This window comes from Janthinobacterium sp. KBS0711, from assembly GCF_000988085.1.
In the GTDB taxonomy this organism is placed as follows: Bacteria; Pseudomonadota; Gammaproteobacteria; order Burkholderiales; family Burkholderiaceae_D; genus Janthinobacterium; species Janthinobacterium lividum_E.
In genome coordinates, this window is the sequence record NZ_LBCO01000014.1 from 80,786 (window position 1) to 93,765 (window position 12,980).

At 63.5% G+C, this 12,980-nt stretch carries 6 protein-coding genes; 3 read left to right on the top strand and 3 right to left on the bottom strand.

The window, feature by feature from the left end; translation table 11 throughout:
- Positions 1 to 49 precede the first annotated feature (49 nt).
- Together VM94_RS09055 and VM94_RS09060 are read right to left on the bottom strand one after the other, a co-directional pair.
- A complete protein-coding gene (locus VM94_RS09055) occupies positions 50 to 4,219 on the bottom strand; it encodes a DEAD/DEAH box helicase (RefSeq protein ID WP_046683201.1) in 4,170 nt (1,389 codons plus the stop codon).
- Positions 4,216 to 6,159 carry a dipeptidyl-peptidase 5 gene (locus tag VM94_RS09060; RefSeq protein ID WP_046683202.1) on the bottom strand — a complete coding sequence of 648 codons (1,944 nt, stop codon included), beginning with the start codon at positions 6,157 to 6,159 and terminating at the stop codon, positions 4,216 to 4,218. Before VM94_RS09060 ends, VM94_RS09055 begins: the two co-directional genes overlap by 4 nt.
- 200 nt (positions 6,160 to 6,359) lie before the next feature.
- Here VM94_RS09060 and hemE point away from each other — a divergent pair, with 200 nt between their 5' ends.
- Both hemE and VM94_RS09070 read left to right on the top strand, forming a co-directional pair.
- On the top strand, positions 6,360 to 7,445 hold the full coding sequence (gene hemE, locus VM94_RS09065; protein ID WP_035823084.1) for a uroporphyrinogen decarboxylase: 1,086 nt from the start codon (positions 6,360 to 6,362) through the stop codon (positions 7,443 to 7,445).
- 841 nt (positions 7,446 to 8,286) lie between these two features.
- Entirely contained in the window at positions 8,287 to 10,344 is a 2,058-nt protein-coding gene (locus VM94_RS09070) for a primosomal protein N' (RefSeq protein ID WP_046683292.1), read from the top strand.
- 1 nt (position 10,345) lies between these two features.
- Here VM94_RS09070 and VM94_RS09075 read toward each other — a convergent pair whose 3' ends face one another.
- Positions 10,346 to 11,236: an ArgP/LysG family DNA-binding transcriptional regulator gene (locus VM94_RS09075; protein WP_046683203.1), complete on the bottom strand. Its 891-nt coding sequence runs from the start codon at positions 11,234 to 11,236 to the stop codon at positions 10,346 to 10,348.
- Between the two features lie 129 nt (positions 11,237 to 11,365).
- Between VM94_RS09075 and VM94_RS09080 the strand changes: the two genes are divergently transcribed.
- Entirely contained in the window at positions 11,366 to 12,814 is a 1,449-nt protein-coding gene (locus VM94_RS09080; protein ID WP_046683293.1) for a dihydrolipoyl dehydrogenase, read from the top strand.
- Positions 12,815 to 12,980: the final 166 nt, after the last annotated feature.

A 12,980-nucleotide genomic window follows, 5' to 3' on the forward strand; every position in this document is an offset into this window, starting at 1 on the left:
GGAGAGCAACAGGAAAAATGGATCATCGCATGGAACGCGGCGGCGCCGTTCATTTTTTCAACCCCTCCTGCAGCATGCCCAGCATGTCATTGGCCGACATGCGCGCGGCCGCGTCGCTGCCTTCCAACAGACTGTCGGCCAGGTCGCGCTTGTGCTGGTGCAATTCGACGATGCCTTCCTCGATCGTGTGCTTGGCCACCAGCCGGTAAATGGTGACAGGGCGCAATTGGCCCATGCGGTGGGCGCGGTCCGAGGCCTGGTCTTCCACGGCCGGGTTCCACCAGGGGTCCATGTGGATCACGTAATCGGCCGCCGTCAAATTGATGCCCATGCCGCCCGCCTTCAGGCTGATGAGGAAGACGTCGCCGTCGCCCGCCTGGAAGGCATCAACGCGGCGCTTGCGTTCCTGCATGGGCGTGCTGCCGTCGAGATACTGGTAACTGACGCCATGCTGCTCCAGGTGCTGGCGGATCAGGGTCAGATGGTCGACGAACTGGCTGAAGACGAGCACCTTGTGGCGATTTTCCAGCAAGCCCGACAGCAATTGGGCGAAGGCCGCCAGCTTGCTGCTGGCCAGGCCCAATTCCGGCGCCACCAGTTGCGGATTGCAGCAGGCGCGGCGCAGCTTCATGATCTCGGCCAGGATCTGGATGGCTTTCTTGGATGCCGGCCCTTCCACCATGGCCAGCTTTTCCAGCGCTTCGCGGCGCAACGATTCGTACAGTGCCGTTTCCTGCGGCGACAATTCCACTTCCAGCACGATTTCCGTGCGCGACGGCAATTCGGACAGCACTTGCGTCTTCGTGCGGCGCAAGATGAATGGCGCGATCAATCGGCGCAAGCGCAGGCGCGCACCGGCCGCCGCCCGCTTGTCCTGATCCTTCTCAATGGGACCGGCGAAGCGCAAATTGAACTGGTCGAGGGTGCCCAGCAAACCGGGGTTGATGAAGCGGAACAGATTCCACAATTCGCCCAGGTGGTTTTCCAGCGGCGTGCCGCTGGCCACCATGCGAAAATCGCCTTGCAAGGCCATCACGGCTTGCGAGCGCTTGGTGGCGCCATTCTTGATCGCCTGCGCTTCGTCGAGCACGATCGTATGCCAGCGCACGCCGGCAAACATGGCCGCTTCCTGCTGCAGCAAGCCATAGCTGGCCACCACCACGTCGAAGGGCTGCAATGTGTCCAGCATGTCGGCGCGGTCGCCGCTGCCGAACAGTTTGATGTTCAAGGTGGGCGCGAAGCGTTGGGCCTCACTGATCCAGTTCATGCACACGGACGTGGGGGCGACAACGAGGGTGGGGCCATTCGGCGCACGCGCCAGGATCAGGGCCAGCGCCTGCAAGGTCTTGCCGAGTCCCATGTCGTCGGCCAGGCAGGCGCCCACGCCCCAGTGCGCCAGGCGCGCCAGCCATTCGTAGCCGGCCAGCTGGTAGTCGCGCAAGTCCGCCTGCAGTGTGCTGGGCAGCTGCGGTTGATAGTCGTCGAGGGCGCGCAGGCGCAGCAAGTGTTCGCGCCACAATTTGTCGGCCTTCACTCCACCCGCGTCATTGGCCAGCTCTTCCAGCGCGAAGGCGGCCAGCGGGTGGATGTGCACGCCGTCGGCATGCGCCTCGCCATACGCGGCCAGTTCCGACAGACGGCGGTGCAATTCGTCGCTGAGCGCCAGGAACTGATTGTCGCCCAAGGCCACGAAGCGGCTTTTATTGTTCTGCATCAAGTCGAGCAGGGCGCGCAAATCCATCACCTTGTCTTCATCGATCTGCACTTCGCCGCTGGCGGCAAACCAGTCTTTTTCGCTCTTGATGTTCAGGCGCATCTGGCCGCTGTCGATGCGTTTCGACACGCGCATGGTTTCGCCTTCCGGCCAGGCCAGCACGATGCCAGCGGGGTCGAGCGCCTGCAGCTCGACCAGCAGTTGCAAGCCCAGCGCAGGCTGGCCCAGCAGCCACTCGCCATGCTCTTCTTCCGCCTCTTCCAGCACCAGGCATTTACCAATGAGCTGGCGCTGCGCTTCGCGCTCCGCGTTCAGGTCGCGCCGCGCCTGCACGGCCCGGCCCGCCACGTCGGCAAACACGCTTTCGGCGCCGCTGCCCGGTGCGTAATAGGCGCCGTTGTCGAGTAGCGGGCGCACTAAAATCTGCATTTTCAAGCCTTGCTGGTAGGGCAGCAGGTGCACGTGCAGGCGGTGGTCGGCCGTGATCGCTTCCGCGTCGCCGGCGCCGCCGCCGATATCCGATTGCACAGTGACCATGGACGAGATGGCGCCGATCGCCTGCATCACCTGTTTCTCCGCATGCAGGGGCACGGACAGGCCCAGGCCCACGATGGCGCCGATGCGCCGGTGCTCGTCGAGGATGTGCACGACGCGCAAGCGCGTCGGCGTCTCGCGCTGCACCACGACATTGCTGCCGCTGTCGGGCAGGGGCGGCTGCATGCCCAGCCACAGCTGCCCCTCGTGCGACTTGATCAGGAGCTCGGGCGCGCCGGCGATCAGTTCCACGCGCGTGTCGGGGTTGTCGAGCCAGAACACGAGCGGGTGGCCGACGAGCAGGACGGCGGCCTTGTCCAGCTCGACTTCGTAGCGGGGAGCCGATGAATAGTATTGTTTAAAAGGTGCGATGCTGCCCGCCGCGCGGGCGTCTTGCGGCGTGAGGAAATCGATGTCGCCCGCTTCCTCGGCCAGGCGTTTGAGACCCATGGCGCGACCCTTGCTCCAGCCGCCGCGCGCGTCGCGTTTCTGTTCGCGCACTTCCACGGCCGTGAGACCAAAGCGCGGGTCGAACGCCACCAGCCACACGAGGCGTGACACGCCGCCCAGCGCTTCGGCGGGCGCGTTCTGCTGCAGGTTGATGAGGGCGCTCAACTGGCGCTGCCACGCTTCCTGGCGCTCGAACCACGGCGCCATGTCCGTCAATCCATGCTGCGCCCGCTTGGCCGTGGCATAGCGCTCCTGCTGCGGCTCGCCCATCAAGCCCAGCAAGCCGGCCGCCTGGGCCGCGATCAGATCGTAGCCGGCCGCGTCGGCCTGCTGCACCAGCGCTCGCAACTGGTCCTTGCGTTCGGTCAGTTGCGGCAGGGCCAGCCAGTAGTACAGCAAGGCCTGGAACAGCTGTGCCTGCAGTGCCGTTTCCCAGCTGCGGGTGGAAATGCTTTCCGCCTGCTGCACGCCGGCGCGCACGAGGCGCAAGGTGTTGAGTTGCTGGTAGACGATGCTGTCGTGGTTCGGCTGCGCGTGCAGCGCGATATCGAGATAGGTTTCCGCGCTTTTCAGCAGCTTGGCGTCGTTGCCGCGCAGCAGGGCCAGCACGTACAAATGGCCGCCGATGCCCGTAAAGCACAGCTTGCGCTTGCCCGCGTCCTTACGCAGCCCTTTCAAGGCCGTTTCGAAGCCCGCCACGGCGTGCGCATGTTCGCCGCGCAACAGGGCGATACTGCTGTCGACAAATAGCGCCTGCGGTCCCTGCTGGCCTGCCAGGTAACGGGCGGCTGCGTCGAGTTCGCCGCACAGCAGGGCGTCTTCGGCCAGGGCCAATGGCAGGGCGGCGCCGATATGGTCGCCGGCCGCCGCCTGGCGCGCGTGGTGGGCGCGTGAATACGTGCGGATGGCGTGCGCCGTGCCTGGTTCACGGGGGGCGTTGCCCAGCAGCACGGCGAGGATGTCATCCTGCAGCTGCGGCATGACGAAAGACAGCATTTCCGGCTCGAACGGCCGGCCGAAAATCTCGATCAGCGGATGCAGTTGCTGCGCTTCATAGCAGGCCATGCAGGCGGCCAGGATGGCGGCCACATGGCGTACCTCGTCATTGCGCAGCAGGGCGATGCGCAGGCGCGCGACGCCCTGCCGGTAGCTGCGCAATTCGACATAGCCATCCCAGTTGCGGCGCACGGGGTTGATCAGCTCGATGGCCTGGCACAGGTCGCGAAACACCAGGTGTTCGATGGCCGCGCGCATGGCGGGCCAGCGCAATTTTGCTTCGCAGGCGAAGCCCCGTCCCACCACTTCGGACGCCAGCGCCTGCCGCGTCAAATGCTGCAGCATGTTCGTGACGGTGAGCAGGGCGAACGGCGTGCCGTCCGGCTCGACGACATTGGCGCGCTGCAAGTGTTCATACACGGCATGTTTGCCCACCGGTTCGCCCGCGATGGCCAGCAAGGCCAGGATCATCTGTTCGTGCTGCTCCAGGGCGGCAAACTCGTCAAGCAAGAGCTGGTCTTTCATGCGGGCAAATTGGCGATGTGGACGGGCGGCTCGCCGGCCGCCACGGGCAGGCCGAACACGCGCTGGTAGAAATACAGTTCCGCGTCCAGGGTGCGCACGATGTTTTCCGCCTTGCGGAAGCCGTGTCCTTCGCCTTCCAGCGGCACGTACGCGACAGGTACGCCGCGTGCCTGCAGGGCGTCGACCATCAGCTGCGACTGCTGCGGCGGCACGACCTTGTCGTCGAGGCCCTGGAAGAAGATCATCGGGCGCGACAGTTTATCCGTGTGGTGGATGGGCGAGCGCTCGCGGTACAGCGCCTCGGCCTGCGGCTGCGAAGCGATCAGGTAATCGGTGTAGCGCGATTCGAACTTGTGCGAATCGTCGTCCAGGCCTTTCAGGTCGGATACGCCATAGTAGCTGGCACCGGCCTTGAAGACGTCGTGGAACGTCAATGCGCACAGGGTCGTCAAGCCGCCCGCGCTGCCGCCGCGGATGATCAGGCGCTCCGGGTCGGCCAGGCCGTTGGCGGCCAGGTAGCGCGCGCCGGCGATGCAGTCTTCCACGTCGATGATGCCCCATTGCCCGCGCAGCGCGTCGCGGTATTCGCGGCCGAAGCCGCTGCTGCCGCCATAGTTGACGTCGAGCACGCCGATGCCGCGGCTGGTCCAGTACTGCGTCGCCAGTTTCAAGGTATTGCTGGCCATGCTGGTGGGGCCGCCATGGCTGATGACGATAACGGGCGGTAACGTTCCTGCGGGCGCCTCGACGTCGCCATTGGTCGGCGCATAAAAGAAGGCGTAAGCCGTGCGGCCATTGCTGCTCGGGAAACTCAAGCTGCGCGGCACGGACAGATACTCGAGCGCGGGCAAGTGTGCGATCGATTGCGCCAGCACTTCCAGCTCATGGTTAGCTAAATCGATGCGCGCCAGTTCCAGCGCAATGGTCGGGCTGCCGCCCAGCAGCGCGGCGAAGCCGGAACCCACGCGCAGTTCGCGGATTTCCTGATACGGGTGGGGAATCGGCTCGAGCTTGGCCGCCGCCACGTTCAATTGCGCCAGGTAGCTGATGCCGGCCTGGATATACGTGCAGACGATCTCGTCGTCGGACAGGAAACCGTACATGCTGCCGCCGAAGGTCCAGTGCGGCGTGGCAAATTCCGCTTCCATCGGGCACAGGGCCTCGATGTCGGCGCCGTGCAGGCGGTACAGATTCCACCAGCCGCTGCTGTCGGAGACGAAGTGCAGCAAGCCGTTCGGCGACCATTCCGGCTGGCAGATCGATTCGCGGGCACCGCCGGCGATCAGGCGTGGCGAACCGAGGCTGCCGTCCGCGTGCACGTCGGCCAGCCACAGTTCCGTGCCTTGCCACGGCAGGCGCGGGTGATCCCAGCTGATCCAGGCCAGCTGGCTGCCGTCCGGCGACAAGCGCGGTGCCGCATAGAAATCGTGGCCCCGTGCCAGCACCGTTTCGCGCCCGTCGAAGCCGACGGCGGCCAGGCAGTTTTCCGGCTGCGCATGGCCTGCGTCCGGATGCTGCTCGCGCACGGCGATCAGGCGGGAACGGGCCGCATCGACAACGAAGTCCGCGTGGCGCGTGTTGCCGCCCGTGGTGAACGCTTCGGGTGCGCCGTCGCCGGCCACGCGGTACAGGCAATTGTCGGCAAAATGCGAGAAATACACGGTATCGCCGGCCACGGCATACGCGCCGCCGCCGTATTCATGCACGCGGGTGCGCACATTGAACGGTGCCGGCGTCAGTTCGTCGACACGCGCGCCGCGCTGGCGCAGCAGGGTGTTGCGGCCCGCCTCGCTGGCGCGTCCGGCCAGCCAGAACACGTCGGCCCCATCCGCACCGCCCAGGGCCAGCTGCGTCAGCGGCGAGGCGCCGGCGGCGACGATGGCCGCGCTGATCGGCGATGGCCAGATGCCATAAGGGGTGCTGGATGCGGTCGAGGTCATGCGGGCTCCGTATAGTGAGGGGATCAAGGGCCGCCAGGCAGGGTCAGGGCGCGCGGCGGCGTGCATCATCATAATGGAAGGGCAGGCACAACGAAAGTCATCGCTGTGCGTGGCAAATGCTGCAAAGCGGCACCGGAATCAATGAAATGGCGGCGATTGGATGCGATAATACCGCTTCTCCAAGCTATTGATTGCCTTCCATGCCACAATTTGCTCCGCTCCAGAATGATACTTTCCTGCGCGCCCTGCTGCGCCAGCCGACCGAGCATACCCCTGTCTGGCTGATGCGCCAGGCGGGCCGCTACCTGCCCGAATACCGCGCCACGCGCGAGCGGGCCGGTTCTTTCCTGGGCCTGGCAAAGAATCCCGATTACGCCACCGAAGTGACCTTGCAACCGCTGGAGCGTTTCCCGCTCGACGCGGCGATTCTGTTTTCCGACATCCTGACGGTGCCGGACGCCATGGGCCTGGGCCTGTACTTTGCCGATGGCGAAGGGCCGAAATTCGAGCGTCCGCTGCGCACGGAGCAGGACGTGAAGGCGCTGCAAGTGCCGGACCTGGAGTCGCTCGACTACGTCTTCAAGGCCGTCACGCAAATCCGTACGGAACTCAACGGCCGCGTGCCGCTGATCGGTTTTTCCGGCAGCCCGTGGACCCTGGCGTGCTACATGGTGGAAGGCGGCGGTTCGAAAGAATTTCACACCATCAAGAAGATGCTGTACAACCGCCCGGACCTGATGCACCACATCCTGGCCATCAACGCCACTTCCGTGGCGCAATACCTGAATGCGCAAATCGATGCCGGCGCGCAAGCCGTAATGATTTTCGATTCCTGGGGCGGTGCGCTGGCCGATGGCGCCTACCAGGAATTCTCGCTGGCCTACATGCAGCAAGTGGTGGCGCAGCTGAAACGCGACAAAGATGGCGTCAAGATTCCCGCCATCGTGTTTACCAAGGGCGGCGGCCAGTGGATCGAGCAGATCGCCGACATCGGCGCCGATGCCGTGGGCCTGGACTGGACCGTCAACCTGACGCGCGCGCGCCAGCTGGTCGGCCATAAAGTAGGCTTGCAGGGCAACCTCGACCCGGCCATCCTGTTCGCCAGCCCGGATCAGATCCGCGCCGAAGTGGCGAAAGTGCTCAACGCCTTCGGCGCGCCATCGGCCGGCACGGGCCACGTGTTCAACCTGGGCCATGGCATTTCCCAGTTCACGCCGCCGGAATCCGTGGAAGCCATGGTGGAAGCCGTGCACAGCATGAGCCGCGCCATGCGCAGCGGCCAGTAAGCATTCGTTTTCCCCTGGCGCAGGGGCAGAAAAGGCAGGCTTCCACTGGAAAGCCTGCCTTTTTCTTTGCTGCGCCTTAGCAAGAAATACCGACTTATGCACAATTTTTTTTGCTGCGGAAATAAGAGGCAGTGTCAAAGCCATGCCCGGGGACGCTCCGCAAGTACTTGATTATTAAGACATAAAAAATCCATTGATCGGCGGACTTTGTTGCTATTGATAAGGTTATTCTTTCGTTCGCCTTCCTTATTCCTTCATTGTCCACAAAGTTATCAACAGATTCTGTGGATAAAATTGAAAAGTATTTTGTTATCCGATACTTAGCGCCGATGTTCAGGTTTCACGTGAAGTGTATGTTGCACTGCATGATAATTGAACAATGTTTCGCCGGCCGGCAGATAAAAACGAACGCTTGCCCGGCAATTGTCAACTTTGCCGCATGCCGCTCCCGTTTTTCCCGTTCGGACGCCTCTAAAGGGTGCTGATTTCTGTATAAATACATTACAAATGGTTCAGTTATGCACAGCGGCGGGAATGCCCTGCGGATTTCCAGCCTCCCGGGCGTCAATTTTTAAGTCATTGATTTTAAAAGATTAATTTTTCTTGCGTGCCGCTCTTGACGGCGATCGAAATTTTCTGTCCACATTTTTCTGAAAGTTAATTTTGCTTTGTCCACAAAGTTATCCACAGAATTTTCTTCAGGCACGATGACATGCTGCCCTGTTCGCCGTTAGGCGTTTGATGGACGGAACAAGTATCATGGCCCGCTGGCTTGATGCCTGACATTCCGCGCGCCATCGATCTGGCGGCGCGCTTTTTTATTGAGATAGGCCCACCCCCCATGTCGCAGTGCATTTTGACGTCGTGCATCCTGAAAATCGCGCTCGACACGCCCTTGAACGCCCTGTTCGACTACCGCTGGAACGCGGCGGCCGATGCCGGTGCGGACGCCGCCGCACCGCTGCCGCAAGTGGGGCAGCTGGCGCTGGTGCCGTTCGGCCGGCGCGAAGTGATGGGGCTGATCGTCGGCGTGTCCGACAGCACCGACGTGCCCGCCGCGAAATTGAAGGACGTGCTGGCCGTGCGCAGCCAGCTGGCGCCGCTGTCGGAACAGTGGCTGGCGCTGGCCGCTTTTGCCGCCGATTACTACCAGCGCCCGCTCGGTGAAGTGGCCCTGCCGGGTCTGCCGAAGAATTTGCGCGTGCTCACCACGGTGGCGCTGGACCGCGCCATCAAGAAGCTGGCCAAGCTGGCCGATGCGCACGACGGCACGCCGCTGAACATGCCGGCCCTGAATGCCGCCCAGCAAGAAGCGGCAGACGCCATCGGCGGCGCCCAGGGTTTCAAGCCCACCTTGCTGTACGGCGTGACGGGCAGCGGCAAGACGGAAGTGTATCTGCAAGCCTGCGCCCAGGTGCTGGCGCGCGAGGACGATGCGCAAATCCTGATTCTGGTGCCGGAAATCAACCTCACGCCCCAGTTGGAAGGCAATATCCGCGCGCGCTTTCCCGGCGTCATGCTGGCCACCTTGCACAGCAGCCTGTCCGAAGGCGAGCGCATGCTGCACTGGCTGGCTGCCCACCAGGGCCAGGCGCGCATCGTGCTTGGCACGCGACTGGCCATCCTGGCGTCCTTGCCGAAGCTCAAACTGATCGTCATCGACGAGGAACACGACCCATCCTACAAGCAGCAGGAAGGCTTGCGCTACTCCGCGCGCGACCTGGCCGTGTGGCGCGCCTGGCAATTACAGATTCCCATCGTGCTCGGTTCGGCCACGCCATCGCTGGAAAGCTGGCACCACGCACAGACGGGGCGCTACCGCAAGCTGGAATTGCGCGAGCGGGCCGTCAAGAATGCGGTGTTGCCGCGCGTCAAGATTTTGGACATGGAGCGCGACAAGCCGAAAGATGGCCTGACTTCGCATCTGGTAGCCGCACTAAAACTGCGCATGGAGCGGGGGGAGCAGTCGCTGCTGTTCCTGAACCGGCGCGGCTATTCGCCCGTCATCTGCTGCGAATCGTGCGGCTGGATCAGCAATTGCACGCGTTGCACCTCGTTCATGGTGCTGCACAAGCCCGAACATCGCTTGCGCTGCCACCATTGCAGCCTGGAGTTGCGCATTCCCCGCCATTGCCCCACGTGCGGCAACGTCGACTTGCAGCCGCTGGGCCGCGGTACGCAAAGGGTGGAAGAGGGCTTACAGCAATTGTTTCCCGAGGCGCGCATCTTGCGCATCGACGCCGATTCCACGCGCAAGAAAGGCAGCGCGCAGGAGGCGTTCGACACCGTGCACCGGGGCGAAGTGGATATTCTGATCGGCACGCAGATGGTGGCCAAGGGCCACGATTTCAAAAAGCTGACCCTGGTCGGCATTTTGAATCCGGATACGGCCCTGTTTTCGCAGGATTACCGGGCCAGCGAACGGCTGTTCGCGCAATTGATGCAGGTGGCGGGCCGGGCCGGGCGGGCCGCGCAGACGGAAGGGGGCAGCGTCAGTGAAGTGCTGATCCAGACGCGCTATGCGCGCCACCCGCTGTACGACGCCGTCGTCAACCACGATTACGACCACTTCGCCACGACCTTGCTGGAAGAGCGGGCGCAGGCGGCGCTGCCGCCGTATCTGTTCCAGGCCCTGCTGCGCGCCGAAGCGCCCGAGCTGGCCACGGCCATCGAATTCCTGCAAGCGGCGAAAGAGTGCATGGAACACCCGCAGGTGACCATCAATGACCCGATTCCCATGAGCATGACGCGCGTCTACAACGTGGACCGCGCCCAGTTGCTGCTGGAATCGAGCTCGCGGCCCGCGCTGCAGGCGTTCCTGAAGGAGTGGCTCACTGAATTGCGCGCCATGAAGACGCGCGTGAAATGGTCGCTGGAAGTGGACCCGCTGGATATTTGAATTACTGCAGGTAATCGCGCGCCGACTTGACGATCTGCTCGGACAGCAGCTTGGTAAACGGCGTGTCCAGGGTCCAGGCGTGCCAGCTCAGCGGCACGTCCAGGGTGTTGCCGGGCATCAGATCGACCAGTCTTTCCGTCGCCAGCGCTGGCGCTGCCAAGCGCTGCGGCATCAGGCCGTAGGCCAGGCCATCCTGGACGCAGCCGCGGCGCGCCGCTTCCACCGGTAAAGTATGGTGCGGAAACGGTTCGCGCATGCTCAATTGTTCAGCGAGGAAACGCGCCAGCAAACTGTGCTGGCCCACGACGGCGGGCGCCAGTTGCACCGCCTCGGCAATAAAACCATCGCCGAACCAGTGGCCGGCAAACACGGGTGTTGCCACGCAGACATAGCGCAGGGTGCCCAGCGGCGTGACGCTGGTGGCGGCCGCCGCGTCGATGGCCGTGCCGGACTCGGCTGCCACGCAGCCAAACACGGAGCCGTCGCGCACCATCTGCAAGGCGCTGTCGCTGTCGGCCAGGCGCACGTCGAGCTGGCAGCGCGGCGGCGCCAGCAGGGCGGGCAAGGTGTCGGGGAACCACGTGGCCAGGCTGTCGGCATCGATGGCGATGGCGATTTCCGGCATGCTGACGCTGTTGCCCAGGTCGATGTCGAGCGACGCTTCCATCAGCTTGACGTTGCGGTGATGCACGATCAGACGCTGGCCCAGGCCCGTCGGCACGGCCGGCTGGCCACGGATGATCAGCAATCGCCCGCTGGCGTCTTCCAGCGCCTTGATGCGCTGCGAGACGGCCGACTGGGTGATGCCCAGCGCCAGGGCGGCCTTGTCGAAACTGCCATGGCTGGCCACGGCGTCCAGCACGGCCAGCGCGCGATAATCAAGTGATCCCATTAGCTCAGCTTATAAATTTTGAAAATGATTAGTTATACTAATGCATATATTGCTGCAAAGTAAAACCTTATTTTTGGCAAACGGGTAGTATCGAACGCTGTGAGCAACCTCAATGAGATGGATAGCACCATGAAGACGATACAAGTGGATGTGGCCGTGATCGGCAGCGGTACGGCCGGCATGACTGCGCACAGGGCGGCGCGCATGCAGGGCAAGCGCGTGTTGATGATCGAAAGCGGGCCGTACGGCACGACCTGCGCCAGGGTGGGCTGCATGCCCAGCAAACTCCTGATCGCAGCGGCCGAGGCGGCCCACGCCGTGGCCGCCGCGCCCGGTTTCGGCGTGTATCCGGGGCCCGTGCGCATCGATGGCCGGCAAGTAATGGCCAGGGTGCGCAGCGAGCGCGACCGCTTTGTCGGCTTCGTGCTCGACGGCGTCAACGCCATCCCCGACGAAGAAAAACTGCGCGGCCATGCACGCTTCATCGGACCAGGCAAGCTGCAGGTGGATGAGCATACGATCGTCGAGGCCACCAGCGTGGTCATCGCCACCGGCTCCACGCCCATCGTGCCGCCCGAGTGGCAAGCGGCGGGCGAGCGTGTCATCACCAGCGATGCCGTGTTCGAGTGGACGGATTTGCCCAGCTCGGTGGCCGTGGTCGGCAGCGGCGTCATCGGCCTGGAACTGGGCCAGGCGCTGACGCGGCTGGGCGTGCGCGTGACTCTGTTTGCGCGCGGCAATAAAGTCGCGCAGCTGACGGACCCGCTGGTGGTGCGCGAGGCGGACGCCGTGCTGGCGCGCGAACTCGATATCCGTTTCATGACCAAGGTCGCGCGCATGGAAAAAACCGTCGATGGCAGCGGCATCCTGCTGACCAGTAGCGATGACGCCAGCGTGGAAAAAACCGAGCAGTTCGAGTATGTGCTGGCCGCCATCGGCCGCGCACCGAACGTGGACAAGATCGGCCTGGAAACGGCTCAAATCGAGCTCGACCGCCATGGCGTTCCCCTGCATGACCCGCACACCATGCAATGCGGCAAGAGCGCCATCTTCATCGCCGGCGATGCCGACAACGAACTACCGCTGCTGCCCGAAGCGGCCGACGAGGGTCGCATCGCGGGCGACAACGCGGCGCACTTTCCCAATGTGAAGCCGGGCTTGCGCCGCACGCCGTTGACGATTGCCTTCACGGAGCCGCAGATCGCCACCCTGGGCGCCACGTACCAGCAATTGTGCGTGAGCCACGCGGGCCGCTTTGCCGTCGGCGCCGTGTCGTTCGGCAACCAGGGCCGCAGCCGCGTGATGCTGCAAAACCAGGGCTTGCTGCGCGTGTATGCGGAGTTCGGCAGCAAGCGTTTTCTCGGCGCCGAGCTGATCGGCCCACGGGCGGAACACCTGGGCCATTTGCTGGCCTGGGCGTGCCAGGCCCAGTTGACGGTGCCGGCCATGCTCGACATGCCGTTTTACCACCCCGTCATCGAGGAAGGCGTGCGCACGGCCTTGCGCGAACTGGCGCTGCACCTGGAAAAAGACCCGGAACATGCGCCCGGCTGCGCCGATTGCACACCGGGACCTTGAAGGCAACTTTATGATTTACATAATTTTGTAGACAAGCTCACATGATTGCGCGATCATCGCTGCCACATTGAAATATTGATTAAAAGCAAAAAACATTTCAATTGGCATATGCCGCCCATGCCGCAATGGTAAAAAGGGCAGCGGCTGGCGATGACACGGAGACGAT

What these genes read in the sequence shown, in the direction of transcription:
- VM94_RS09055 (WP_046683201.1), bottom strand. Translation starts at nt 4,219, where the DNA reads ATGAAAGACCAGCTCTTGCTTGACGAGTTTGCCGCCCTGGAGCAGCAC.
- VM94_RS09060 (WP_046683202.1), bottom strand. Translation starts at nt 6,159, where the DNA reads ATGACCTCGACCGCATCCAGCACCCCTTATGGCATCTGGCCATCGCCG.
- VM94_RS09080 (WP_046683293.1), top strand. Translation starts at nt 11,366, where the DNA reads ATGAAGACGATACAAGTGGATGTGGCCGTGATCGGCAGCGGTACGGCC.
- VM94_RS09070 (WP_046683292.1), top strand. Translation starts at nt 8,287, where the DNA reads ATGTCGCAGTGCATTTTGACGTCGTGCATCCTGAAAATCGCGCTCGAC.
- hemE (WP_035823084.1), top strand. Translation starts at nt 6,360, where the DNA reads ATGCCACAATTTGCTCCGCTCCAGAATGATACTTTCCTGCGCGCCCTG.
- VM94_RS09075 (WP_046683203.1), bottom strand. Translation starts at nt 11,236, where the DNA reads ATGGGATCACTTGATTATCGCGCGCTGGCCGTGCTGGACGCCGTGGCC.